24 protein-coding genes are annotated in these 25,994 nt (G+C 35.5%); 3 read left to right on the top strand and 21 right to left on the bottom strand.

The genetic code is table 11. The features are described from left to right. Positions 1-27 precede the first annotated feature (27 nt). From MHH85_RS01360 to MHH85_RS01335, 6 genes are all read right to left on the bottom strand, one after another. Positions 28-552 (bottom strand): acyltransferase, encoded by a 525-nt coding sequence (locus tag MHH85_RS01360; protein ID WP_340705727.1) that lies wholly within the window; start codon positions 550-552, stop codon positions 28-30. Continuing rightward, positions 539-1,204, bottom strand: coding sequence for a pyrophosphatase PpaX (gene ppaX, locus MHH85_RS01355; protein WP_340705726.1), 666 nt, complete (start codon positions 1,202-1,204; stop codon positions 539-541). Before ppaX ends, MHH85_RS01360 begins: the two co-directional genes overlap by 14 nt. Positions 1,205-1,435: 231 nt before the next feature. After that, a complete protein-coding gene (lgt, locus tag MHH85_RS01350) occupies positions 1,436-2,245 on the bottom strand; it encodes a prolipoprotein diacylglyceryl transferase (RefSeq protein ID WP_193740913.1) in 810 nt (269 codons plus the stop codon). Between the two features lie 35 nt (positions 2,246-2,280). Further along, complete coding sequence (hprK, locus tag MHH85_RS01345; protein ID WP_193740914.1) at positions 2,281-3,207, bottom strand: HPr(Ser) kinase/phosphatase; 927 nt, start codon at positions 3,205-3,207, stop codon at positions 2,281-2,283. 232 nt (positions 3,208-3,439) lie between these two features. Then, positions 3,440-3,778: a cytochrome c551 gene (gene cccB, locus MHH85_RS01340; protein ID WP_340705725.1), complete on the bottom strand. Its 339-nt coding sequence runs from the start codon at positions 3,776-3,778 to the stop codon at positions 3,440-3,442. Positions 3,779-4,030: 252 nt separating this feature from the next. Continuing rightward, the gene (locus tag MHH85_RS01335; RefSeq protein ID WP_340705724.1) at positions 4,031-5,263 is read right to left on the bottom strand and encodes an EAL and HDOD domain-containing protein; all 1,233 of its coding nucleotides are present in this window, start codon (positions 5,261-5,263) and stop codon (positions 4,031-4,033) included. A 268-nt stretch (positions 5,264-5,531) separates the two neighbouring features. On the opposite strand from MHH85_RS01335, the gene MHH85_RS01330 reads away from it, so the two are divergent. Continuing rightward, entirely contained in the window at positions 5,532-6,308 is a 777-nt protein-coding gene (locus tag MHH85_RS01330; protein ID WP_193740917.1) for an enoyl-CoA hydratase-related protein, read from the top strand. 39 nt (positions 6,309-6,347) lie between these two features. On the opposite strand, the gene MHH85_RS01325 is transcribed toward MHH85_RS01330, so the two are convergent. The 3 genes from MHH85_RS01325 to MHH85_RS01315 all read right to left on the bottom strand — a co-directional run bounded on the left by MHH85_RS01325 (position 6,348) and on the right by MHH85_RS01315 (position 9,863). Further along, a complete protein-coding gene (locus MHH85_RS01325) occupies positions 6,348-6,815 on the bottom strand; it encodes an S-ribosylhomocysteine lyase (protein ID WP_340705723.1) in 468 nt (155 codons plus the stop codon). Between the two features lie 160 nt (positions 6,816-6,975). Further along, the gene (locus MHH85_RS01320) at positions 6,976-7,617 is read right to left on the bottom strand and encodes a DedA family protein (RefSeq protein WP_370588356.1); all 642 of its coding nucleotides are present in this window, start codon (positions 7,615-7,617) and stop codon (positions 6,976-6,978) included. A 269-nt stretch (positions 7,618-7,886) separates the two neighbouring features. Continuing rightward, entirely contained in the window at positions 7,887-9,863 is a 1,977-nt protein-coding gene (locus MHH85_RS01315) for a S9 family peptidase (protein WP_340705722.1), read from the bottom strand. A 211-nt stretch (positions 9,864-10,074) separates the two neighbouring features. On the opposite strand from MHH85_RS01315, the gene MHH85_RS01310 reads away from it, so the two are divergent. Next, the gene (locus MHH85_RS01310) at positions 10,075-11,424 is read left to right on the top strand and encodes an amino acid permease (RefSeq protein ID WP_193740920.1); all 1,350 of its coding nucleotides are present in this window, start codon (positions 10,075-10,077) and stop codon (positions 11,422-11,424) included. 34 nt (positions 11,425-11,458) lie between these two features. On the opposite strand, the gene MHH85_RS01305 is transcribed toward MHH85_RS01310, so the two are convergent. The 6 genes from MHH85_RS01305 to MHH85_RS01280 form a co-directional block, all read right to left on the bottom strand. Next, positions 11,459-13,012, bottom strand: a complete 1,554-nt coding sequence (locus MHH85_RS01305; protein WP_340705721.1) for a fatty acid--CoA ligase family protein — start codon at positions 13,010-13,012, stop codon at positions 11,459-11,461. Between the two features lie 215 nt (positions 13,013-13,227). Beyond that, entirely contained in the window at positions 13,228-15,165 is a 1,938-nt protein-coding gene (locus MHH85_RS01300; protein ID WP_340705720.1) for an ABC transporter permease, read from the bottom strand. Then, positions 15,131-15,904, bottom strand: coding sequence for an ABC transporter ATP-binding protein (locus MHH85_RS01295; protein WP_193740922.1), 774 nt, complete (start codon positions 15,902-15,904; stop codon positions 15,131-15,133). The genes MHH85_RS01300 and MHH85_RS01295 overlap by 35 nt, the downstream gene beginning before the upstream one ends. A gap of 37 nt (positions 15,905-15,941) precedes the next feature. Beyond that, positions 15,942-16,931: a sensor histidine kinase gene (locus MHH85_RS01290; RefSeq protein ID WP_340705719.1), complete on the bottom strand. Its 990-nt coding sequence runs from the start codon at positions 16,929-16,931 to the stop codon at positions 15,942-15,944. Positions 16,932-16,933: 2 nt separating this feature from the next. Next, positions 16,934-17,638: a response regulator transcription factor gene (locus MHH85_RS01285; RefSeq protein WP_053418730.1), complete on the bottom strand. Its 705-nt coding sequence runs from the start codon at positions 17,636-17,638 to the stop codon at positions 16,934-16,936. Positions 17,639-17,693: 55 nt separating this feature from the next. Next, complete coding sequence (locus MHH85_RS01280; RefSeq protein ID WP_340705718.1) at positions 17,694-18,686, bottom strand: lipoate--protein ligase; 993 nt, start codon at positions 18,684-18,686, stop codon at positions 17,694-17,696. A 138-nt stretch (positions 18,687-18,824) separates the two neighbouring features. Here MHH85_RS01280 and yhfH point away from each other — a divergent pair, with 138 nt between their 5' ends. Beyond that, entirely contained in the window at positions 18,825-18,950 is a 126-nt protein-coding gene (gene yhfH / locus MHH85_RS01275) for a protein YhfH (protein ID WP_193740925.1), read from the top strand. 208 nt (positions 18,951-19,158) lie between these two features. Here yhfH and MHH85_RS01270 read toward each other — a convergent pair whose 3' ends face one another. The 6 genes from MHH85_RS01270 to MHH85_RS01245 all read right to left on the bottom strand — a co-directional run bounded on the left by MHH85_RS01270 (position 19,159) and on the right by MHH85_RS01245 (position 25,941). Then, complete coding sequence (locus tag MHH85_RS01270) at positions 19,159-21,633, bottom strand: YhgE/Pip domain-containing protein (protein ID WP_340705717.1); 2,475 nt, start codon at positions 21,631-21,633, stop codon at positions 19,159-19,161. Positions 21,634-21,702: 69 nt separating this feature from the next. Then, the gene (locus tag MHH85_RS01265) at positions 21,703-22,272 is read right to left on the bottom strand and encodes a TetR/AcrR family transcriptional regulator (protein WP_038188944.1); all 570 of its coding nucleotides are present in this window, start codon (positions 22,270-22,272) and stop codon (positions 21,703-21,705) included. A 126-nt stretch (positions 22,273-22,398) separates the two neighbouring features. After that, entirely contained in the window at positions 22,399-22,911 is a 513-nt protein-coding gene (locus MHH85_RS01260) for a FixH family protein (RefSeq protein ID WP_193740927.1), read from the bottom strand. Positions 22,912-22,913: 2 nt separating this feature from the next. After that, on the bottom strand, positions 22,914-24,305 hold the full coding sequence (locus MHH85_RS01255) for a sensor histidine kinase (RefSeq protein WP_340705716.1): 1,392 nt from the start codon (positions 24,303-24,305) through the stop codon (positions 22,914-22,916). After that, positions 24,302-24,985: a response regulator transcription factor gene (locus MHH85_RS01250; RefSeq protein WP_193737433.1), complete on the bottom strand. Its 684-nt coding sequence runs from the start codon at positions 24,983-24,985 to the stop codon at positions 24,302-24,304. Before MHH85_RS01250 ends, MHH85_RS01255 begins: the two co-directional genes overlap by 4 nt. After that, positions 24,982-25,941, bottom strand: a complete 960-nt coding sequence (locus tag MHH85_RS01245) for a YncE family protein (RefSeq protein WP_340705715.1) — start codon at positions 25,939-25,941, stop codon at positions 24,982-24,984. Before MHH85_RS01245 ends, MHH85_RS01250 begins: the two co-directional genes overlap by 4 nt. Between the last annotated feature and the right edge of the window lie 53 nt (positions 25,942-25,994).

Here is a 25,994-nt window from a genome sequence, read left to right as displayed (position 1 = left end):
AGAAAAAACTCATAAAGTATTCAAACTTTATGAGTTTTTGGAATTCACTGACTTTTTGATATCCATTTGTTCCTTCGTGTAAATGATTTGCATTGGATTACCTCCGACAAAAGCGCCAGCTGGAACATCTCTATTCACTAATGTTGCCGCAGAGACAATTGCATCATCTCCAATGTTAACGCCAGGCAATATTGTTGAATTTGCGCCAATCATTACACGATCTCCAATAATGACATCGCCTAATCTATATTCTTCTATTAAATATTCATGCGCTAAAATTGTCGTATTATAGCCAATGATCGTATTACTTCCAACTTGAATACGTTCAGGAAACATCGTATCTGGCATTACCATTAAAGCAAACGCCGTCTTATCTCCTATTTTCATTTTCAAAAATGTACGATACAGCCAGTTTTTCATCGATAAAAATGGCGTATAACGCGCCATTTGAATAACGATGAATGTTTTTGCTACCTTCCAAAAGGAAACTGTTTTATAAATTTGCCAAAGGGAACTTGCACCTTCAACAGGATATCTCTCAGTTCTCCTCATAGGAAACTTCCCCAACAATCTCTAATAAGTCACTCAAATGATGTAGCATATAATCAGGTTTGAATTGTGCCAAGAATGCTTCACCTTTCAATGACCATGCAACGCCCGCTGTTTTTACTCCAGCGTTTTTACCACCTTCAATATCGTGAGAATTATCGCCTATCATTATTACTTCATCTTTCCGTAGACCCATCTTCTCAAGTGCTAATAAAATTGGCTCTGGATCTGGTTTCACATTTTTCACATCATCTGAACCAATAATGACTTCAAATAGTCCTTCCGCTTTTAAAATACGAAGTCCTCTTGCTAGCATTTCTTGTCGTTTTGTTGAAACAATCGCAAGTCGAATTCCCGCTTCTTTCAGTGTTAGTAATGTTTCTAAAACACCATCAAATTCTGTTACAAGCTCATCATGATGAGCAATATTCCATTTTCGATAATCTTGTATTAGCTCATCTACACGCTCTAAATCGACAGTTGAAAATGTATCTTTTAAAGAAGGTCCTAAAAATGGCAAAACGTCTTCTCTGCTATATTTCCCGGGGAATTTAGTCTCTAATACATGTAAAAAAGTTTGTATGATAAGCTCATTTGTATCTAATAAAGTACCGTCGAAGTCGAATAATAGTGCTTTAATTTTTCTATTTGTCATACGAATGCAGCTCCTTTTTCTTTCTTTTCTTCCGTTCTTCGTCAAAGTATTATTACAGCTACGAGAAAAACGAACCCTGTCATAATGTGAATAAAAATAACGACGATATAGGGATTCCTAACGTCTAAAATGTATATAGTTTCATCAACTGCATGATAACCATTAATGACCAAGCTGATTTCAGCCTGGTCATTAATACTCTATTAGCGTTCACTGCGCTACTCTTCAATATTACTTATCTAAATACTTTACAACTGGTTTTACTTTCATTCTTCTATAGATGAAAAGTGCTACACCTATTACTAAACCGATTAACGATACAATTTGTGCCATGCGCAAATCACCTATTAATAAACTATCAGTACGTAATCCTTCTACAAAGAAACGACCAAATGAATACCAAATAATATAAGTTAAGAATATTTCACCACGTCGTAAGTTCACTTTTCGTAAAGCTAATAACAATACGAGGCCAACTACATTCCATAATGATTCATATAAGAAAGTAGGATGATGGTAGATACCGTTCACATTCATCTGCTCAATAATCCAATTTGGCAAATGCAGACCTTCTAAGAAATCGCGTGTCACAGCATCACCAAAGGCCTCTTGGTTCATAAAATTACCCCAACGACCAATAATTTGACCTACTATTAAGCTTGGCGCTAATACATCTGCGATTTTCCAAAAACTAGCCCCATGCTTTTTAGCAAAAATATATGTAGTAATAAATGCACCAATTAGTGCACCATGTATAGCAATTCCACCATGCCAAATCTGAATAATCTCACCAGGGTTTGCACTATAGAAATCCCATTTAAATATCACATAGTAAATTCGGGCACAGATAATAGAAATTGGTACTGCCCAAATCAATAAATCTGTTAGAAAATCATTATGAAACCCACGCTTCACCATTTCTCGTTGCCCAATCAAAAAGGCAATAATAATACCCGTCGCAATAATAACTCCGTACCATCTAATTGAAATTGGTCCTAGTTCAAGTGCTACTGGATTAATTTGTAATAATATTGAATCCATACTTTTCTCCTTCCAAATTACGAAGTTTGCCTACATCAATTTCCTTTAGACTCAATCACACTATCAAGTCTTCTAGAAAACTCTTCTGCTGCATTAACCCCAAGTTTTTTCAAGCGATAATTCATAGCTGCTACTTCGATGATAACAGATAAATTTCGTCCTGGTTTAACTGGGATTGTTAACTTCGTCAATTCCGTATCAATAATTTTCATCGTCTCTTCTTCTAAACCTAAACGATCATAGGTTTTATCAGAATCCCATACTTCTAAATCAATAACAAGTGAAATGCGTTTATGACTTCTAACTGCACTAGCTCCAAATAATGTCATAATATCAATGATACCTATGCCACGAATTTCAAGTAAATGCTGTATTAAAGCAGGTGCATTCCCTATTAATGTATTTTCACCTTCTTGACGAATTTCTACACAGTCATCCGCAACAAGACGGTGCCCTTTTTTCACAAGTTCAAGTGCAGTCTCACTTTTACCTACGCCACTTTTCCCAGTAATCAAAACTCCGATTCCATATATATCAGCCAATACACCATGAACAGCTGTTGTAGGGGCTAATTGACTTTCAAGATAATTCGTTAACATACTTGAGAAACGAGTTGTTGCCATTTTTGTTGATAATACTGGTACATGGTGCTCATTAGAAGCAACAAATAACGCTTCAGGTACTTCCATATCATGCGAAATAATAATGGCAGGTGTATCTTGTGAACAGAGTTTGTTCATTCGATCAAACTGTACATCTCTTGGCAACATATCAAAAAATGACAGCTCTGTTTTACCTAATAGCTGAACACGTTGAGCTGGATAATGCGTAAAATAGCCTGCCATCTCAAGGCCTGGTCTAGAAATATCACTTGTTAATATATGTCGACCAATTCCCTCATGACCACTGATAATCTTCAAGTCAAACATCTTAATAACATCTTTCGTACATACTTGATCCAAGACTAACACTTCCTTCCATAAACCTACCCTTTAAAATAACAACACTTGGAATATATTTTAACATAAATTTAATAGCTGAGCGCGTTCGTTCAGCTATGCCCCTCTTCCATAAACCAAATTTACAAATAGAAAAAAGCAATCCATATTCCCTATGGGTTGCTCTTATCCTTGCTGTATGTTCCACCTACAAAAAACTAGCTTCCCCCTCAGAAAGCTAGTTTTAATATAGAGCTTATTTTTGTTCAGATAACCATTTAGCTACTGCCTCAGCATCGTCACCAGAAATGAGACCACCAGGCATTCCATTTTTACCATTATTAATAACATCTAAGATTTCTTTTTTGGAAAGTGTGGCACCGATTTTTGAGATATTAGGGAAGTTACCTCGTCCTTCAAGATTTTCACCGTGACAAGTAATACATTTTTGTTGAATAATTTGTTGTGCATCAACAGCTGCTGTTTCTGAACCAGTTTTTTCATTTGTAGTTTCTTCTTTTGCTTTATTACCACCACCACATGCACCAAGCACAAGGGCTGAACCGAATAGAATAGCAAGTAGAGTTTTTTTCATTTGAAGACCTCCTCAATCATTGTATTGCTTACAGAATAATTATACCGAATATAGAATTTTTTAAAACCTTACACTAACAGGTATACCCATTAAAAAGCTCTGCAAACACATATACATCAATGTATACAGCAAGTTGTTTCATCTTTGTGAATTTCACTATTTCAGCATTCCCCAAAATAAAAAGCTTATTCAACTGTTTTAGTCTTCATTTTACTATTGCAAACTTTTTTAACACACCATCTATAGTAGACATTAAAGAATATTATCTGACCATTTATTTGCTTCTTGGTATATTGCATATAAATCTTTTCCATTAATGCCTATCTCAACAGCTAACTTTGCAACTTTATCCCAATTTAGCTTATCCAAAGCAATAGCCATTTGTAGATACGGCGTCATCTCTGTCTCACCATCTAAAATCGTTTCTATAATAATATCCGACAAAGGAAGTTGTGATAATATATTGTTCATAGATCTCTGCAAAATTGCATCGATTAATGAAAACATTCCTACTAAGAAGTATTCGGAATAATTCTCTTTATATTTATAACGTGCTAACATTTCACAAATTTTAGCTCTACATAAGGATGCCTTCATCAGTTCATCATACATATCAGCTTGTGCATCTTTTTGCGATTCACGATACGCTAAAATATATATCCATTTACGTAAATCTGCTAAGCCCAATAATAATATAGCTTGTTTAATTGAACGAATTTTAGACTTTCTACGTTTCGAAGATGAATTGATCAATTTCAACAATTTAAATGACATCGCAACGTCGTGTTCAATTTGCTTAGTTATATCATCAATATCAGGATCTTTCCCGCGTAATAAAGAAATTACACGATAATATTGTAATACATTGGCAGGGATATCATTACCTCGGATAATTTGAGGTTGTTTGAAGAAATAACCTTGAAAAAGTTGATATCCATTTTCATTTGCTATGTGACATTGTGATCGTGTCTCTACCTTTTCAGCTAACAAAACAATATTAGGGAAGTCTTTTCTAACACGATTCTCAATCTTTTTTCGTTCCTCTTCTGAAGTAAGAAGAAAATCTACTTTAATAAAATCAGTATATGTAAATAATTCATTATATAGCGTCACATCTTTTTGCAATTCAAAATCATCAAGAGCAATTTTATAACCTTGGCTTTTTAATTTTTTGATTCTCTTCACCAATTTTGCTGTGATGGGGACATCTTCTAAAATTTCAATTACTACTTGATCAGGTTGTAAGTGATCAAATATATTACTCATTAAAAGGTTTTCAGTAAAATTTATAAAGCATGGTTTACCATTTGTAAGTTCATCAAAACCAATTGAAAATAATGAATTGATCAAAACTTCAACAGTTGCCTTATCCGAATCAATAGACGGAAACTCGTTCATGACTGCTCCGTTTCTATATAATAATTCATATGCGAAAACTTGCTTTTGTTTATTAAATATAGGTTGCCGACCAATAAATACTTCCATATGGTTTCTCCTTTAAAATCTATTTCCATTTCATTATATCAGCAATTTTGCTTAAAGTATTTAGTTTACCCCGTTACTTTAAACCTTTCATTTTACCTTTAATTTCATATAGATACACATTTCATAATAAAATTATCCTTTAATCGAAAATATGAGGATAATATTAAACATTTAATAACTGGAAATATTTATTCAAAGATGACGAAAAACCATAGACATGCTATCGTTTAATTGGGAGTAATTTTTTCACAATAAGGGGGAATTTTTATTGGAAACACTAATTTATAAACAACAGGAGCATTTGGCTTTTGTTACATTGAATAGACCACTAGCGATGAATGCATTCAATTATGATTTACTAGTTGAATTAGGAAAAATTGTTGAATCTATTCGGATTAATCCCGATATTCGTGTGGTCATCTTTACAGGCGCTGGTGATAAAGCTTTTAGTGTTGGTGCTGACTTGAAAGAACGAAAAACATTAACTGAGCAACGTGTAAAACGTAACCTCTATAAGATTGGTGAGGTTTTTTCAGCTATTGAAAATTTACCTCAACCGACTATTGCAATGATTAATGGCTATGCTTTCGGTGGGGGTACCGAGTTAGCATTAGCATGTGACTTCCGTTTTGCTGCAGATGATGTTTTACTCGGTCTAACAGAAACGAGCCTTGGTATAATTCCCGGAGCTGGTGGAACTCAACGACTTCCTAGACTCATAGGAGAAGCAAAAGCATTAGAATTGATTTTAACTGCAAAAAGATTACAGGCTGAAGAAGCATTAGCATACGGTCTACTAACCAAAATCGAAAAGCGTGAAGATCTTCTTACAAAAACAGTGGCATTCGCAGAGTTGATGCTAGCTAACGGTCCAATTGCATTACAACAAGCAAAATTTGCTATCAAGCATGGTATGAATACAGACTTACAAACAGGTCTTCATATTGAGCGAAAAGCATATGAAATTACCATCCCTACTGAAGATCGTATTGAAGCACTCAATGCATTCTCTGAAAAGCGAAAACCAAATTTTACAGGAAGATAATAAAAAAGAGGCTGCTAATATTCGCAGCCTCTTATCTGTTTATTCTTCTATGAAAATTTGTTTCCACTCATTACGTTTCGCTAGCATTTCTTCTGCCAGCTCCTTGGCACCTTCTAAGCTATGGCTCGCAGCCCAACCGCATTGTACTTCATTACATGCTGGTACTTCAGTTGCTACCAAGACGTCATTAAAAGTTTTTTCTAAAATATCTAGTACTTCATCAAAGTTATCATGATTAATCATTGATAAATAGAAACCCGTTTGGCATCCCATTGGACTAAGGTCAACAACATGGTCTGTATGATTACGAATGTTCTCCGCCATTAAGTGCTCTATTGAATGTAACGCAGGCATTTCCATATGCTCTTTGTTTGGTTGTTTAAATCGAATATCATATTTATAAACTTCATCACCATTTACACCTTTTTTAAGACCAGCTAAACGGACAAAAGGTGCAACAACTTTTGTATGATCTAAATTAAAGCTTTCAACATTCATTTTCCCCATGCTATCAAACTCCTTTTACTATTAGTTTTCTATATCAAATCAATATTACCACTTTCTAAATGTTTTTTCACTAAATATTCCAACAATTCTTATTATTTTAATTGGTTTTCATAAAAAAAAAACACTTTAGCCAATAACTAAAGTGTTCTACTGCTATTATTTATTTCTTTACTCTTGATTTCAATAAACCAATGATTGCTGGTAAAACTGAAACGAAAATAATAATTAATATTACTTTTGAGAAGTTGTCTTTAACTATTGGGATATTACCAAAGAAGTAACCTGCTAATGTACAAATACCTACCCATAAGAATGCACCTATAATGTTATACATTAAAAATTGACGATAATGCATTCTACTAGCACCTGCTACAAATGGGATAAACGTTCGAATAAATGGCATAAAGCGGGCGAAGATAATCGTTTTCCCACCATGCTTATTAAAGAAGTCCTGTGCTTTTTGCATACGGTCTTGATTAATAATACGACCTAAAAAACTCTTAGGTGAAATAGCCGTTCCTACTTTTTGTCCAATTTCATAGTTTACTGAATCTCCAAACACAGCTGCTACGAAAAACACTAAAAGAAGTATCGGTAAATTAAATGCTCCAAGTGCCGCAAATGCTCCGCTGGCAAAAAGTAATGAATCACCTGGTAAGAACGGGAATATTACAACACCCGTTTCTACAAAAACAATGGAAAAGATAATTCCATATGACCAAACGCCAAATTGTTGAATTATTTCAACGAGATGTTGATCTATATGCATTATAAAGCTAAATAAATTCTGTATTAGTTCAATCATTCAATTCACTCGCAATCTTTTTTTCTCACTTGTTTATCATACTGTTTTCTCACTATACTGTCACGGATTTATAAATATGTATGCTTTTAATAAACGTTCTGAAATATAAAAAGTTCCGCAAATTGTGCGGAACTTTTTATATTTATTATGCTCTCATTATGAGATTATTTATTCCTTTAAATATTGTACTTATAGCAACTTAGTTTAGACAATTCACTACATCTAGATTCTTGCTTTGAAGTCTTGTCATCCTTAGAATTTTTAGATTATAAATATTTCTCAAACCAACCTGTAATTTGATTAAGTCTTTCAATACGTAAATTTGGTAAGCCTGTTCGAGATAAGTTATGATCTGCATCTGGGAATCTCACAAATTGAGTTTCCTTGCCCATAGACTTCAATGTAATATACAGTTGCTCTGCTTGTTCTATTGGACAACGGAAATCCTTTTCACTATGCAAGATTAATAAAGGCGTTTCCACATTTTCTGCATATTTAAGAGGTGAATGTTGCCATAACTTTTCTACATCTTTCATATCCGTACCGATTTGCCAATCGCTGAAATAGTAACCAATATCTGATACGCCAAAGAAACTAATCCAGTTAGAGATTGAGCGCTGCGTTACAGCTGCCTTAAAGCGATTTGTATGACCAACTATCCAGTTTGTCATAAAGCCGCCGTAGCTCCCGCCAGTAACACCAAGTCGATCTGTATCAATCCAATCCTGATTCGCAATAACCGCATCTAATCCAGCCATGATGTCTGCATAATCACCACCACCATAATCACCACGTACTGCATCTACAAACTCTTGGCTATATCCATGGCTTCCTCTTGGATTGACATAAAGGACACCATAACCTTGCGCTGCGATCAACTGCATCTCATGGAAAAATGAATTTGCATACATTGCATGCGGTCCACCATGAATTTCAACGATTAATGGATACTTTTTACCTTCTTCATACTGAGCTGGCTTCATCAACCAACCGTACACATCAAATCCATCTGAACTTTTATAAGTAATTGCTTCAGGTTGAACTAGTTCAACCTCGTTTACAAAGGCATCATTGAAATGAGTTATTTGTTGTCTTTCACCTGTTGTTACATCGTATTTGAAAAGCTCACCTGGCATTATAGGATTACTAATTGCTAACAGCGCGAACGCACCATCACGCTCAATATCGTAGCCATAGACATGTTCATTTTCTGGACTTGCCGGATAAATTGCTCCGTCCAATGTTGCATAATATAATCGTATATCTCCCATTGTAGACACTTGGAAATACAGATCGTTCGCTTTCGTCCATACAACAGTAGGTGCAGTAGCTCCTTGCTGATGATCTGCTACAGCAAGATCTCCTATTGGTGCATCAAAACCCTCGGTTAGATTTCTATAATTCTGCTCTTCTGTATCGTAAATATAAACTGCTCCGTGTGTCGCGTTTTTATATGAATGATTACCACCATAAAACGCTATGTAACGATCATCATATGAAAAATATGCATCCCCATAATTGCCTTCTTCATTAAGAATGGTCGTTTCTTTCTTTGTTTCAATATCAACTAATAGTAGTTGCTGACTGAAATCAAAGTCTTTATTTTCTGCACGATTCACTGATAAAACTAACTTTTTACCATCATGTGATACTGCTTCTAAACTGTAATTATGATTGCCTTCTGAAAACAATTCAATATCACCAGATGCTACATCAATTTTCCCAATATGATTATAACTATCTTGAGGTAATAACCCTATACTATCAGCTTTATATTTCATACCTTCTACTATATAAGCAGTAGGCTTTTTCTTCTCTTCTTTTTCAGCTACATCTGCGAAGTTTTTACCTTCCTTAAGTCGACCACTAAACCAAATACTCTGACCGCACGGTGACCATTGAAATTGTGAAACACCATTTGCTAATGTTGTAAGCTGACGTGCCTCTCCACCATTTTTCGAAATGATATAAATTTGATTTTTTTCATTACGATTTGATACAAATGCAACATTCCGCCCATCTGCTGACCAAGTCGGAGATGAAACGCGATCTTCTCCATATGACCACTGAGTTACTGCTCCACTTGTAATATCTAGGTGGAATAAGTGCGCTATATATTTGTTTTTTTCTTCATCAATACTTGTACGAACAAAAACTGCCTCTTCTCCACTTGGAGATAATTGTGGATTTGTAATAGAGTGCAAGACATATAAATCCTCAGCTTTTAATAAACGTTTAGACATGAAAAAACTCCCCTTCCCTATAAATGGAAAACTCTTAAATTATCAATATATTTGCATTAATCAAACATATATATGTATTGTAACCATAAATTACTTATAAAGACAAAGAGTTTACATATTTTTTCTTGTTACCCTGGCGTGTGGATTTTTATTCATTAAATTTTATGATAATATAGGGGAGTTATCATTAGCATCGAAGGAGTCTAACATTATGAACAAGAAACCAGAGCTCCAACGAGGGTTGGAGCAACGACACATTACGTTGATGTCGCTCGGTGCCGCTATAGGAGTCGGTCTATTTTTAGGTTCTGCAGGAGCAATAAAATTAGCTGGTCCTGCTATTTTAATTGCTTATGCACTTGGTGGCGCTGTTATTTTCATTATTATGCGTTCGCTTGGCGAAATGGCCGTAAACAATCCAGTTGCCGGTTCATTTAGTCGTTACGCTAGAGATTATTTAGGTCCTCTAGCTGGATTTATAACCGGCTGGAACTATTGGTTCTTGTGGATTGTTACTTGTATGGCAGAAATTACAGCAGTTGGCGTGTATATGCAACTTTGGTTCCCAGATTCTCCGAAATGGTTATGGGCTTTAGCAGCGTTAGTTGTCATGGTTTTGGTTAATTTAATTGCTGTGAAAGCTTATGGTGAATTTGAATTTTGGTTCGCACTTATTAAAATCCTTGCGATTATTTCGATGATTGTACTTGGCTTAGGTGTTATTTTATTTGGTATTGGCAATGGTGGTATTGCTGTTGGCTTTAGTAATTTATGGAGCCATGGAGGATTTTTCCCGAATGGAATACAAGGTGTTTTCATGTCCTTACCAATAGTAATGTTCGCATATCTAGGTATCGAAATGATCGGGATTACTGCTGGTGAAGCTAAAAACCCAGAAAAAGTTATACCTAAAGCAATTGATACTGTACTATGGCGTATTTTATTATTCTACGTAGGTGCATTACTTGTAATCATGTCGATTTATCCTTGGAACGAAGTTGGCTCTACGGGTAGTCCGTTTGTTTTAATGTTTGATAAAATTGGTTTACGTTATGCTGCAGGGATTATTAACTTTGTTGTCTTAACAGCCGCATTATCTAGCTGTAATGGCGGTATTTTCAGTACTGGCCGTATGCTCTTTAATTTGGCTGAACAAAAACAAGCACCAAAAGTATTTGCGAAAATTAGTAAAGGTGGCGTACCAGCTGCAGCCATTATGGCATCTGCATTCGTATTACTAATCGGTGTGGCACTGAACTATTTTGTCGCTGAAAAAGTATTCGTATGGGTAACTAGTATATCTACTTTCGGAGCCATCTGGACATGGGCAATTATTTTAATTACCCAATTAAAGTTCCGGAAATCATTATCAAAAGCTCAAGTATCTAAACTAAAATATAAAGCATTTATGTATCCAGTCGGACCATATTTAGCTCTTGCCTTTTTATCACTAGTCATGATTTTAATGGCATACTTCCCAGATACTCGTATCGCGCTTATTGTCGGTCCGATATGGATTTTATTTGTCTATATTATGTACCAATTAATTTATAAAAAGTAAAAAAAGGAGATGCCGTTTAAGCATCTCCTTTTTATTATTTATTTAGAGCATGTTCTTTCAAAGAACGACGCAAAATTTTCCCCGTCGTATTTTTGGGTAGCTCTTCAATAATTTCAATTTGCTTAGGTATTTTATATTTCACTAGCTTTTCTTTACAATATTCATAGATATCTTCAATGGTTAGATTCTTGTCTTTTAACACCACATACGCAAAGACTTCTTCACCAAAATTGAGATCAGGTAAACCAATTACTGCAGCTTCTACTATACCTGGGTGTGCATATAGTACTTCTTCCACCTCACGGGGATATACGTTATAGCCACCTACTATTATCATATCTTTCTTTCGATCAACAATGTAGAAGTAACCTTCCTCATCCATTTTCGCAAGATCACCTGTATATAACCAGCCATCTCGAAGGGTTGCTGCTGTTTCTTCAGGCATTTTATAATAGCCTTTCATCACATTAGGACCTTTGACAACAAGTTCACCAACTTCACCAACAGGTACTTCCTCACCGAATTGGTTGAATACTTTATTTTCTACATTGACGATGTTCGTACCAATTGAACCAGGTTTTCGCTCACGATCAAGTGGGTTAAAACTTGATACTGGTGATGCCTCAGATAAGCCATAGCCTTCGGAAATGCGCACGTTAAACTTGTCCTCAAAATTATGTAGCAATGCTACTGGTAAAGAAGAACCCCCAGAGATAGCTAAACGAATTGTAGAGAAATCTTCTGGATTACCATCAGGGAATTGATATAAGAAATTGTACATTGTTGGTACTCCCGCAAAAACTGTAGCTTTTTTCTCTCTTGCAATTTCAAATACATCTTTCGGACTGAACCTAGGTACAATTAATAATGTTGCCGCATTTAATAGTGGTGCATTCACTACTACCGTAAGGGCAAATACATGAAAGACCGGTAATGCCGTAATCACACGATCTTCGGGAGAAATAGTCAAATATTCTGCTACATCACGCGCATTTGAAAAAAGGTTTTTATGCGTTAACATTGCACCCTTGGGTTGTCCTGTCGTTCCCGAAGTATACAAAATAATAGCTGTATCTTCTGGATCTAAATCTGTAGGTTCAAAATCCGCTGAAGATGAAGCTAGCAACATTGAAAATGATCTTACTTTTTCTTTCACAGGACTCTCTAACTCTGCCAACTTGGCTGCCGTTTCAGGAGCAGTTTCACATACAATGAATGCTTCTACATTTGGAAAGGCAGTTACTCCTACTTTCACTAATGGCAATAAAGCATCTAATGCAATAACTACTTTAGCATCTCCATTACGTACAATATACGTAATCTCATCTGGTGTATAAATTGGATTAATCGGAATTACAGTTGCTCCTACGCGCATTGTTGCATATAAAGATATTAAAAAATGAGGTGTATTGCCAAGTAATAATGCAACATGATCCCCATTCCCTACCCCTAATCCCTTTAAAGCTGAAGCAAAGCGTGCAACCGATTCTTCAAATTCCCCATAATTCGTATCTTTCCCCATAAAATGATACGCAATCTTTTCTGGCTGCTCTTTTGATGTTTTATGAACTGCCGAAACTAAATTCATATACTAATCTCCCCTTTGTCAAAACAGAATGAATGTTCATTCATTTCTGACTATATTATACGGAAATTTACAAAATAAAACAACAGACAGCTATTTATAGTGTTATGTAGTAGAGAGTAGTAATTAGATCCTTTTTTCCATCAAAAAAAGCCTACCAATCACCAAGGGTAATTGATAGACTTGCATAGTTCTATAGCATTAGAGGTAATTTTGCGTTAGCGAATATGGGATAAATAACGCCAGCGAATTAAATAGAAATAGAAAAATTGAACACAAGTGATAGCTGCTAAAACGATTAATATTTCCCTTAATATCGAAAGCTCTGCAATACCTATCCAAAATGCCTGTAATGACATAAATGCAAATGTACTGTGCAACATTGCTAGACCCCAAGGTAAAAAGAACTGTGGTATCAATTGTCTATTCACAATTTTCCGTAGTTCCCTTTCCGTAATCCCCATTCTCCTGAGTGCATTAAATTGCTGCTTATCTCGCTCTAAACCCGTATATAATTTAAAGTAAATAAAACTACCAGATGCTAAGAAAAACACAGAAGCTGCTAATAAACCAATAAAAAGCAACAGTGCAAAAGTCGAACGTATAAATGAATAGTCTAAGCCGGAATTCTCAAAGTAGAATGGTAATTCACCTTGATGATTATTTAGATAAGCATCTGTCACCATCGCATCTAACTCTACTCCAATATTCTTAGTAGCTGTCCACTGTGGTACATGAAATACATACAAGCGATTTGTGGACTGTTCGGCATTTGCTCCAACCATTGCCTCATCTATTAAATTGAAATCATCGTCATTTATGACAATGACATTAGTTCCAAGCTCAGTAGGAGAAAAAAGAACACGTGGATAAACTGAATTGATGTAAAGTGGAATACTATTTTCTTGTAAAACTGTCCTTACCTTCTTGTTCCTTAATTCCTCTAAAGACTTCTCGGAATAGGCTAAAAAGATGGCCTCCCCTTGATCCAAATTGACAACAGGATAACCAAATACTAGAGCCAGTCTATTTATATCTGATTGTCGAATAATTTTTACCGGCTGTTGAGTATTAGAAGATGTTTGACGTTTAACCGTAAACTTATTTAAATGATAAGACAGTCCCTTTGCTTCTAATTCTTTCGTCAAACCATTAATATGTGCTTCTTCATAAGGATTATCTAATTTACTCGAATAGACGAGGCCCAGTGGATTTAGACGATGAAACTGATGCGTAAATGTCGACATAGAGATAAGCGTACCCATAGCTAAAAAAGCCAAGGTGGAAACCATGCAAGAGATAAAAAACATACGCGCATTTTCTCGCATAATAATAGACACTTCAGAAACGGTTATTAAACGATACTTATGCCAATACATTTTCTTTCGAGCACGCACAAAAGACATCAGCCACTGTAGTGTATCCGTGAAAAACAAATATGTCCCCAAACTTGCTAAAGGAGGTAATATTGCTGATAAAACCATTAAACGTTCTTGTGTCGTTAATGAAGCTAGCACATAAGAAATAATTAATATCAACAATCCTAAAATAGCTCGCCATTTCGAATAAGAGGCCGTCTGTTCATTGCGCCAGTAACCCTTTAGCAAATCGATAACATCACGATCTCGTATGAACATCACGCTAACAAACGAAATAATTACAAATAAACTTGTAAACGTCCCAATTGTTAATGCAAATGGCTCCCAAGAAAAATACAATGGAAGGCTATCGATTTGTAAAATTTCGCGAACAATCATAAAAAAGAATTTCGCAAAGGCATAACCGAATACAATTCCTACAATAATTGAAGTTACTCCAATAATTATCGTTTCTAGTAATACCAGCTTATTTAACTGCCGTTTTTCCATGCCAAGATGCATGAGTAAACCAAATTCCTTGGAACGGGCCTGAAGAAATGCACGCATTGAGTAGAATAAGAAGAACATCATAAATAACACTAATATGACTTCTGCGACAAACATTCCTTGGAATGCAATTTCCCTTAGAAACTCATCCTCTACCTTCGGATGAAACATGAGCATCGAGTAAATAAAAAACACCATCACGGATGATACGCTCGACATAAAAAATGCTGCATAAACTCGGTAATTCCTTATAACATTACGGTAGGCGAACTGTCGAAAAGTCACCGACATGACCTCCCAATAGACTGAGCACATTCAAAATTCCTTGGAAAAATGTCTGACGGTGATCATCTCTATAGATTTCATTGAAATACTCACCATCTTTAATAAATAACACACGATCACAATAACTTGCTGCAATAGGATCATGCGTCACCATTACGATTGTCGTACCCTCTTTTTTATTTATGCGTCCTAACAGCTCTAACACATCTCTTGAGGAATTGGAATCTAAATTTCCAGTTGGTTCATCTGCTAAAATTAGAGATGGCTTATGAATAAGAGCTCGTCCAATTGCCGTCTTTTGAGCTTGCCCACCCGAGATTTCATTAGGACGTTTTTCTAAAATAGACTGAATGCCTAGCTGTTTTGATACACTCTGCACCCGCTCTTCCATTAGCTCAACATCCATATTATCCAAAGTCAAAGGTAATACCATATTCTCCTCAACCGTTAGCATCTGTAATAAGTTGAAATCTTGAAATACGAAGCCAAGTTGACGACGTCGAAAATAAGCCAGTTCGTTCTTATTCAGCTCATGAGGCTTAATGCCATCTACGGTGATTTCACCAGAAGTAGGTGTATCTATCGTTGAGACAACATTTAACAACGTCGTTTTGCCACTACCCGAAGGACCCATAACAGCCAAAAACTCGCCCTTCTCTACTTCAAAACTCAGTTGATTAAGCGCTCGATGTGTAACTTTTCCTTCATAAACTTTTGTAACTTCATCAATTTTCAAGATAGACACAAGTCCGCCTCACTTTCTATGAAATGCTAAGGTCGCTCTAAGAACGATGAAACAAAACCTTCAGCTTCGTCCCTTTCCCTACCTCAGATTCAATTAATAACTGGTGTCCTAATTTATCACAAACCTCTTGTGCTAAATACAAACCCATTCCCGTCGACTCACCTGTTTTACGTCCATTCTCACCTGTGAAAAATGGACGTGTTACACGCTTCAAATCTGATGAAGGTATACCTATTCCTTCATCTCTAATTGTCAGTTCAATATGGTTCTCCGTAACTTCCGTGGCTAAATATATTTTTTTACCCTCTTCAAACGTATATTTAACTGCATTTGTAATAAATTGACCAATAATAAATTTCATCCATTTTGAATCAGTAGGAACCATAAGATTTTCATCTATTGCAATATCAGGATAAACACGATTCGCAATAAATAACCGTTTATGCTCATTAACTGCCTCAACAACCATTTGACGAAGTTCAACCTGTTCAATTTTCATATCCTCTTCAAATGTATCGATTCTCGCATTCATCAATACAGTCTCAAGACTTCGTTTCATACGATCGACTTCTTCTTGGACACTCTTCTTATCTAATTCACCCTCTTCTTGTAAGAGTAATTCTAATACAGCAAGAGGTGTTTTCATTTGATGTACCCATTGATTCATGAATTGTAAATGTCGATTTTGCTTAGCATATAAAGCCTGTACTTCTAGTTGATATATTTTATAAAGTGTATGGATGAAAACCTCTGTTTGCAAATGCTCTGGTGTTTTTGCATTTTTTTGTAATGCATCTTCCATTGCTTTTGGTTTAACAGATATCTTTTTATAAAAAGATTGCCGCATAATATAACGTGTAGCTAAATATGTGAACGTTAATATTAAAGTAATCACAATGGAATACACTGCCGTATCCACATTTCTTAAGCCATCTAACCAAAATAACACTAAAATAAATAGCACTAATAACACTTCAAAAAAGACTAATGTAATATTATCCTTCAGAAATAATCTGACATTCGGCATCATTAAGACTCCTCTGAATGTAATACAAACCGATAACCTGCGCCTCTAACGGTTTCAATCGTCGACTGAACATCATAATCTGACAACTTCTTTCGTACACGGGTCATGTTCACATTCAACGTATTCTCATCTACAAATGCTTGATCATCCCACAGCTCTTCTAGCAATTGCTCTCGAGATACAACTTTTGGAGCTTGTCCCATCAACAATTCTAAAATTACACATTCTTTTTTCTGCAGCGGAATTTGAGCTTGTTTCGTATGCAATTCCATACGTTCCAAGAACAAGTGAAGCTGACCTTGTTTTACAGTTCTCTCTTCTTGCTTAGTAGCATATTCCCCATATGATCGACGTAAATGACTCTTTATTTTTGCTAGCACGATTTCGTAATGGAACGGTTTCGTAATAAAGTCATCTCCACCATTTTCCAGCGCAAAAATTTGATCCATTTCGCCTGAACGAGCTGATATGAAAATAATTGGACAAGTCGTTAACTGTCTAAGCTGACGACACCAATAATATCCATCATATGAAGGTAAATTAATATCAAGCAAAACAAGATGAGGATTGAACGCCGTAAATTCTTCAAGGATGCTATCAAAAGACTCTACAGTTTTTACTTCATAATGATATTTGCGCAAAGTATCAGCAAGTAACGAAGCAATTTTCAAATCATCCTCTACGATTAATATACGATGAGTATTCATTCCACTCTCCCCTTCATCTTGACCGCAAATTCTAACATTATGCTGTCAAATTTAATTAATATATCAATTGTATAAATTGTTCTTTCGTAACACCACCAAAGTACGTTGGTACATCGATAGCATTTAGAGCTTCATCAATAACATTGCGTTCATAATTTTTCCCAACTAATGCCTGTTCTACATCTGCCATATCACCAACGCCAAAGAAATCGCCGAAAATATGTACTTCTTCCATAACTCCCTTTTTAACTTCTAAACGCACATCAATACTTCCTGAAGGGAATCGTTGAGAACGTTGTACGTTAAATTTTGGAGATTGACCATAATTCCAATCCCATTGTTGATAACGTTCTTCAGATAACTTGTAGATATTAGCCCAGTCTTCATCAGTTAGTTCATAATATTGTATATTCTCTTCGCCACCGAAAATCGATTTTAAGATTTCCAAACGGAATTCTTCTACTGTCATTGCTTCATTCATAAATTCTGTAATATTCGCTACACGTGATCGAATCGATTTGATTCCTTTTGATTCGATTTTCTCTTTTTTCACTTTTAAAGCTGAAACAACTGCATCAATTTCTGTATCAAACAATAGTGTACCATGACTGAACATACGACCTTTTGTTGAGAATTGAGCGTTACCTGATATTTTACGACCTTCAGCCATAATATCATTACGACCTGATAACTCAGAGTTAATACCCATTTTTTGTAACGCATCCACTACCGGTTGTGTGAATTTTTTAAAGTTTTGGAAGCTATCTCCGTCATCTTTTGTTAAGAAACTGAAGTTTAAATTTCCTAAATCATGATACACAGCACCACCACCAGATAATCGACGTACAACGATGATACCATTATCTTCAACATAATCAGTATTTATCTCTTCTACTGTATTTTGATTTCGACCAATAATGATAGAGGGTTGATTGATATAGAACAGTAAAAAAGAATCTTTCTCTACATCCATCGTTTTTAATGCATACTCCTCAATGGCTAAGTTAATGCGTGGATCTGTAATACCTTTATTATCTATAAAAAACATTCATTTCACTCCTCTTTAGTGTCTCAACAATTATTTTAACTTAAAATTGGGTTTTTGTATTGACATAAATGTCTGTGTTATAATACAATACATAATAACAAATCAGTAATATAACAGATTACTTAGGAGGCGAACACAATGTTAGAAAATATCGTTGAATTTTTCAAAAATTTACCCGCAAAACAATGCACTGTATGCGGCGAAAAAATAGAAGAACAAAGCGAGTGCTATTCAAACACTTGTGAACATTGCAATTCTCTTTAATCGTTAATTATTGATCACTCGAATTCCCCATTCGATTGATAGCTCACATTCATCACTAATTGAACCTTAGAGATGAACCTATATTAAATCGCTTACTTTTGAAAAAGCGAAGAGAGCCTGAACCACTCTCTTCGCTTTTTCTTTTTACATAAAATGCTTTACAAAAAAAGGTTAAAGAGCATATTTCACTCTTTAACCTTTTTCAATATTATTCAGTTACTGCGTCAGTATTTGAATGACGTTTTTTAAACATTAATGCAAAGTATCCAAAAGTAATGGCTAAACAAACAACCATGAATCCTAATAGAATACCTCCATTTGTCCAGAAGAAGCTCATATCTCCAGTAGAAATAGCAGCTTTAAATCCTTGAACAGAGTATGTCATTGGTAATAACGTATTAAAAATGTGTAGTGGTTTAGGTACTAATTCTAATGGGAATGTACCTGCACTAGTTGTCAGTTGTAGTATCAAAATTAAGATAGCTACAAAACGACCTGGATCTGAGAAAATTGATACTAACATTTGAGTTAATGATAGGAATGTATAACTTGTAACTATCGCCATTAAAATGAAAGCACCCATATTAGCCGGTTCAAGTTTTAGACCCCAAACGACTATCGCGACTGCAGTCAATGATTGAATTAATCCAACGACTGCCAAAACAGCTACTTTACTAGTAAACCATGAAACACCGTTAATTGGTTTTATCGCTGGTTCAACTAATGGGAAGACGATTGTGATTAATAGCGCACCTACAAATAAACCAAGTGCTAAGAAGTATGGCGCGAAACCTGTACCGTAGTTAGGTACTGCGTTAATTTCTTGTTTCTCAACCGCTACTGGTTCACCGACCATGTCATAAGTTTTTTGCGTTGCTTTTACTTCAGCGGCTTTGTCATTCGCTTCTTTTAATTTTCCTTGTAATGTGTTAGTACCATCTTTTAGTTCAGATGTTCCGTCTTTTAATTGACTTGAACCATCTTGTAATTTATCTAGGCCTGTTATAAGTGATGTAGTACCACCGCTTAATGTTACTAAACCTGTTGATAGTTTACTAGAACCATCTTGTAATTGACTCATACCACTTGTTAATGATTGAGTACCATTTGCAAGTTGTGATGAACCATCAGCTAATTGTGCTGAACCTGATTGTAATTTATTGAAACCACCAGTCAGATCAGTTAAGCCAACTTGTAATTGGCCTGCTCCAGCATCTAGTTTTTTAGCGCCAGCAATTGATGTACTCCAATTAGATGCTAATTGATCAGTTCCTGCTGCTAATTGTTTTGTACCAGGAGCTAATTCTCCACTAACTGTTTTATTCATTTTATCTAAACCAGCTGCAACTGATGCTGCACCTTGTTTTAATTCTACTGCCTTATCAGACGTAGGTATTTCCATAGTTGAAACTTGATTGTTTAATTGTGCTGTTCCCTCACTTAATGCAGCTGCATTTTCACTCACTTTAGTAGCAGTTGCATTAATCTTTCCTGCTGATTGAAGTAAAGTATTTTTTTGTTCTTCAGAAATATTCATAGACTTGATTTGATTAACTAGCTCTTTTGTTTCCGCTGCTAAACCTTGTGATCCTGCACTTAAACCAGCAGCTCCATCATTTGTATCCTTTACGCCCTGTTGCAATGCTGGAACTTTTGCAGTCATAGTACCTAAACTATCTACCAGTTTCGTAACTCCTGCAGAAACATTTTGTGCACCTGGTGCTAATTGACCTAATCCTGCACTTAACGAGCCGACACCTGTATTTACTTTTTGTGCACCATCGTTTAGTGCATTAATATTTGCTGTATTTCCTTCTAAACCTTGCACTAAAGTTTCGGTACCTTTTTTCAATTCTGTTGAACCAGATTGTAATTTGTTTGAACCGTCTTTAGCAGATAGAATACCTGCATTCAAATCTGCAGTTCCTTTTGCTAATGATAAAGCACCTTGGTTTAAAGTACCTGCACCATCTGCTGCTGAATCAATACCATTTTTTAAATCTGACGATCCTTTTGCTGCTGTTTTAGCACCATCATTTAATTGAGTAGCACCATCTGCTGCACTGCCAATACCGTCTTTTAATTGACTAGCACCGTCTTTTAATTTGTTAGAGCCCTTTTCAAGTTTTACAGCACCATCTGCTGCTTCGCCGAAACCGTCTCCTAATTTTGCAATATTATCAAATAGTGTTTCAGCATAAGTAGCAGAAACTTTTTTATTTACTTCAGCACGCACAAGCTCCATTGCTGTATTACCAATTTGTCCACCTAAGAAGTTGTATCCTTCATTTGGTCTATAAATTATTTTCATTTGTTCAGGATTATCTTCTAATAAAGTACCAGCATTTTCTGAGAAGTTTTCGGGAATTTCAATTAAAATATAATAATCGCGATTCTTTAATCCTTCTTCCCCTTTTGCTTTAGATACTTCAACAAATTTAAATTCTTTACTATCACGTAAATTATCCACCAAATCGTTACCTAATTGCATTTCTTTTCCTTCTATTTCAGCGCCTTCATCATTGTTGACAAGAGCGACTGGTAAATCCTGTAAATGTGCATATGGATCCCAGAAAGCCCATAGGAACATACCTGCATATAGTACAGGAACGAAAAGAACTGCAATAATAGCAATCAGCATTTTTTTCGTGCGGAGAATTTTTGCAAACTCTGCCTTAATCATTCTTCATTCCTCCTACAAAACTATGTGACTAAATCTCTCAATCAGTCATTTTTATTCAAAAAAAGAGTCTCACGGTAAGAGACCTCGAAAAATGGTATCTCGAAACAGTGAAGCTATTTTCTCTTCTGACAGTTCAAAATCATGCGTTTCTCCCCAGTCAGCAACAAAACCAAAATACGCTTTTAATAATAAGTATGCAACTAGATCTGGTTCACATTCCCGAATTTCACCTTTGCTAATGGCTGTTTTAATTTTGTCACCAACAAAGTTAACAATTTCTTGTTCAATTCGAATAAGTACATGTTTCACAGCAGGTGTTCTAAGTTCCTTTTCTTCTTCTATCAATTTTGCATACAGAAGATGTACTTCTCGAAACTCTAATACTTTCATCAACACCGCATGTGCATTTTGTTGGAATGGTTGTTCTGCTGAGATTGCTTCGTCCGCTGCCGTTTTCATCTCTTGAATCATTTTCACGACAATCTCTTGAAAAAGGATTTCTTTATTACTAAAAAAAGTATAAATTGTTCCTTTCCCGACGTTCGCGATTTTCGCTACTTGATCCATTGTTGTAGCTTTATACCCAAAAAGAGAAAATGACTTCGAAGCCGCTTCAAGTATTTCTTGTCTGCGGTCCATTTTGTTTCTCACCAACTTTCATTTTGAATAAAAATGACCAGAAAACTAATTTAGTCATCTGGTCATTTATTCTACACGCAACAATTGAAAGTTGCAAGTGTTTTCCATACAAAATAACGAGCTATTTTATTTTGATGAATGATCAGACGATTCTTCATCTTCTTCATCATGCTTATTCTTGTGATCCATACCTTTTGATCCGTCATTTGATTCTTCTTTCACTTTACTCATATCTGGATTACCCACAATTATTTTTTGTTTCGGCATAACATGTAGACCTCTTGCATTTGTGTGAGCATACATGTAGTAAACTCCATCATGATCAAAAGTGATAGCTGCTTTGTACTCACCCTTTTTGTCCAATTTACTTTCAATCATTTGTCCATCTTCACGCATACCAGATTCCCATACTTCAAATTTCACATCATCTGCATCGTTTACATCTTCTCCACCTTGTGTTACATGTGCAGCTAATTCAATCTCTTTATTTGCTTCCACTTTTTCTGGTGTTAAAATATCAACTTTTACTTCAACTGTTGTTCCTTCATTATTTGACGCATGGTCTTCTTGTTTGTCATCATTATTACACCCTGCAAGTAAACCTGTAATTACTAATAACCCCATCATCCATTTCTTCATTATTAAAACTCCTCTACCATTGGTATTTGTATTGTAATTGTTGTTCCTTTTTTAAACTCACTTTCAATTTGCCAAGTACCTTCATGCAATTTAACAAGCTGGTCAACGATTGAAAGACCTAATCCACTTCCGCCATCACTACGGCTTCTCGCTTTATTTACTCTATAAAACCTCTCTGTTACATGAGGTAGATCCTCTGCTGGAATCCCGATACCATGATCTTGTATTTGAATGTTTACAAAGCGTCCATTCGTTTTTGCAGTAATCTCTATTGATGTATTCTTATTAGAATAACGTATTGCATTTTCAATCAAGTTAATGAGAATTTGCTTTAATTTCTCTTCGTCTGCATTAACAATGATATCCTCACTAACATCTATATTCACTTTCATGTCCTTTTTAAGCGCTTGTTGCTCCGTTAATAACACTACCTCACGAATTGTTTCTGCGAGTGGTAACGGAAATAACGCAATCGGTTCAGATAAGTTAGTTGCTCGTGATAATTGTAACAATTCATTTGTCAGCTTTTCCATACGATTAGCTTCTCGGACGATTAAGGAAATCGTTTCATGCTGTTCTTGTTCAGGAATTAAACCTTCTTGAATAGCTTCTCCGTATCCTTTCACATAACTTATAGGTGTTCGTAATTCATGTGATACAGTAGCTAAAAAACTCTTTTGTAACTCATCATTTTCTTGAATAGCAGTCGCCATTTTGTTAAAGGTTTTTGATAACTTTCCTATTTCGTCCTTTGATGTAACTTGGACTCTCATTTCATAATTTCCTTCAGCCATTTTCTCTGCAGCATTTTGCAATGCATTAAGAGGTTTCATAATATGACCTATTCCTTTATAAATACCAAAACCTACTATTATTAAAAATACGGCCGCACTTCCTAATAAAAAGATAACTTCTTTAGATGCTAATTCTGATATTTTCGCTAACGGGAAATATAAATAAATAATACCTTCTAAACGATTTTGATCTGTCAGCGGAATAATAACAGAAATAATTTGGCGATCGAAGCGCTCCTCATATCCCATCTTGGTGACAGTTTGTTCTTGTAAAAGTTGCTGTCGCTCTTCTGCACCAATCAATGTTTTATAATCAATATCAAATGGTACACAAGCACTTAGTTCACGTGGATTCTTAACTGCAAATACAGAGACATTTGAGTAGTTGTTGTAATTATCAATTTGCGCGATTAATTCATCGGTTACTTTACCACCTTCATAAATCGTCGCCAATTTCTCCCCAACTTCAATCATCGACTGTTCCGCATCCTTAACATACAATCGTTCATATAAAAAATGGGTTAGTATGTACATAAAAAGAACCGTTAGTGTTAAGAAGATTAAAATCATTGCCCAAATACGCGTGGACAGTTTTTTCATATTCTTACCTCGAAACGATAGCCTAGCCCCCATACTGTATGAATAAATTGACCGGCTTCTTTCCCTAGTTTTAATCGAAGTGTTTTAATATGCGTATCTACTGTTCTTGTTCCCCCTGCATAATCTAAACCCCATAAACTCACTAATAATTGTTCACGAGTATAAACCGTATTTTCATTCGTCATAAATAAATGTAGTAAGTCAAATTCTTTTAAAGTCAGGGGAATTACTTTTCCAGATACAAATACTTTTCTGGATACCTCGTCTAAATCAATTGTTCCTTTACATAAATGCTTTACTTGCATCTCCACTGGAGCATTTCCCGTACGACGTAACACGGCTATTATTCGGGCTACTAGTTCTGTTGATGTAAATGGTTTTACAATATAATCATCTGCACCAAGCGTTAAACCTTTTACCTTGTCCTCATTTGCGTCCTTTGCAGTTAGGAAAATGATTGGTACATTCGATGTTTTGCGAATTTCTTCGCATACTTGAAAGCCATTTATACCTGGCATCATAACATCGAGCAATACTAAATCGACTTTCGCTTGAGCGAGGGTGGTTATAGCAACGTTGCCATTTTCAGCTTGTAGTGTTTGAAATCCTGACTTTTTTAACATCATATGGATTAAATTCCTCATATCTTGTTCATCATCTACAATTAGAATGGATGTCATTCGCTCATCTCCCTTACAATCAATTGAAACGGTCCTTTATCAACTTTTACTTTCTTTGTAACATCATTATTTTTCATAAAGTATAAAGTTTGATCATCGTACCCTGCCACTACGACATATTGTTCAAAAAGTTGCACCGCAAATGGATTAGCACCAATTTCTTGTGCACTCAATACATGACCTTCATCATTTACTTCATATAACTGACTTTGCCCATGACTGACAACATATATTCGGTCATCGTCAATCGCAAAACCAATTGGCATCATTGGTAGTGAAAGTTCCCGATCCTTCTGCCCCTTATTTATATCAAAAATATCGACAGTCGTATTCGGTTTCATACCTGCACCGTGTCCACCAAGCCATAGTTCTTTTCTTTTTTCTAAAATAATCATACCGTGAGAGGATTTTGGAATTTGCCACTTATCTTTTACTTCAAGAGACTCTGCATCAAGTACAGAAAGTTTTGTATCTTTATAATTAACTACATACAAATTTTGTCCGTGGGTAACCATCGACATCGGATAATTACCTACCTTCTGCTCAGCAATTTGATCACCTTGATTAGTATAAGCCGTAACACGGTTCGTTTTACCATTTGATATGTAGAGTATTTTCTTATTTGGTGCATAGATAGCATTCGTTACTCCAACACCAGTTGCAATAGAATACGCCACTTCACCGGTACTTAAATTATAAACGTCCGCACTCTCTAGCTGATTACCATAAAGCAGTAAATATTGCTGACCAATCAAAGTAGCACCTGTGTACGCTTTCTCTAATTGCCAAGTAGCAAAAACCTTAAGATCTTTGTTTACAAAAGTTACTGAAGGCTGCTGTATATTGACTGCTGCGATAAAGGAAGAATCTGCTGGAATCGCTGGGTATGCATCCTTTCCACATCCAAAAAGGAGTAATAAGACAAATAATAGGATAACCGTAATACGCTTTCTCAACTCCATCCCCTCCCCTTTTCATCATACTGTATAAATGTGAAATAATAATGAAA

This window comes from Viridibacillus sp. FSL E2-0187 (assembly GCF_038006425.1).
GTDB lineage: Bacteria > Bacillota > Bacilli > Bacillales_A > Planococcaceae > Viridibacillus > Viridibacillus arvi.
The sequence above is the reverse complement of the archived record's forward strand: the minus strand, read 5'-3'. Positions and strand labels throughout refer to the sequence as shown.

What these genes read in the sequence shown, in the direction of transcription:
- MHH85_RS01360 (WP_340705727.1), bottom strand. Translation starts at nt 552, where the DNA reads ATGAGGAGAACTGAGAGATATCCTGTTGAAGGTGCAAGTTCCCTTTGG.
- ppaX (WP_340705726.1), bottom strand. Translation starts at nt 1,204, where the DNA reads ATGACAAATAGAAAAATTAAAGCACTATTATTCGACTTCGACGGTACT.
- lgt (WP_193740913.1), bottom strand. Translation starts at nt 2,245, where the DNA reads ATGGATTCAATATTATTACAAATTAATCCAGTAGCACTTGAACTAGGA.
- cccB (WP_340705725.1), bottom strand. Translation starts at nt 3,778, where the DNA reads ATGAAAAAAACTCTACTTGCTATTCTATTCGGTTCAGCCCTTGTGCTT.
- MHH85_RS01335 (WP_340705724.1), bottom strand. Translation starts at nt 5,263, where the DNA reads ATGGAAGTATTTATTGGTCGGCAACCTATATTTAATAAACAAAAGCAA.
- MHH85_RS01325 (WP_340705723.1), bottom strand. Translation starts at nt 6,815, where the DNA reads ATGGGGAAAATGAATGTTGAAAGCTTTAATTTAGATCATACAAAAGTT.
- MHH85_RS01315 (WP_340705722.1), bottom strand. Translation starts at nt 9,863, where the DNA reads ATGTCTAAACGTTTATTAAAAGCTGAGGATTTATATGTCTTGCACTCT.
- MHH85_RS01310 (WP_193740920.1), top strand. Translation starts at nt 10,075, where the DNA reads ATGAACAAGAAACCAGAGCTCCAACGAGGGTTGGAGCAACGACACATT.
- MHH85_RS01305 (WP_340705721.1), bottom strand. Translation starts at nt 13,012, where the DNA reads ATGAATTTAGTTTCGGCAGTTCATAAAACATCAAAAGAGCAGCCAGAA.
- MHH85_RS01300 (WP_340705720.1), bottom strand. Translation starts at nt 15,165, where the DNA reads ATGTCGGTGACTTTTCGACAGTTCGCCTACCGTAATGTTATAAGGAAT.
- MHH85_RS01290 (WP_340705719.1), bottom strand. Translation starts at nt 16,931, where the DNA reads ATGCCGAATGTCAGATTATTTCTGAAGGATAATATTACATTAGTCTTT.
- MHH85_RS01285 (WP_053418730.1), bottom strand. Translation starts at nt 17,638, where the DNA reads ATGAATACTCATCGTATATTAATCGTAGAGGATGATTTGAAAATTGCT.
- MHH85_RS01280 (WP_340705718.1), bottom strand. Translation starts at nt 18,686, where the DNA reads ATGTTTTTTATAGATAATAAAGGTATTACAGATCCACGCATTAACTTA.
- yhfH (WP_193740925.1), top strand. Translation starts at nt 18,825, where the DNA reads ATGTTAGAAAATATCGTTGAATTTTTCAAAAATTTACCCGCAAAACAA.
- MHH85_RS01270 (WP_340705717.1), bottom strand. Translation starts at nt 21,633, where the DNA reads ATGATTAAGGCAGAGTTTGCAAAAATTCTCCGCACGAAAAAAATGCTG.
- MHH85_RS01265 (WP_038188944.1), bottom strand. Translation starts at nt 22,272, where the DNA reads ATGGACCGCAGACAAGAAATACTTGAAGCGGCTTCGAAGTCATTTTCT.
- MHH85_RS01260 (WP_193740927.1), bottom strand. Translation starts at nt 22,911, where the DNA reads ATGAAGAAATGGATGATGGGGTTATTAGTAATTACAGGTTTACTTGCA.
- MHH85_RS01255 (WP_340705716.1), bottom strand. Translation starts at nt 24,305, where the DNA reads ATGAAAAAACTGTCCACGCGTATTTGGGCAATGATTTTAATCTTCTTA.
- MHH85_RS01250 (WP_193737433.1), bottom strand. Translation starts at nt 24,985, where the DNA reads ATGACATCCATTCTAATTGTAGATGATGAACAAGATATGAGGAATTTA.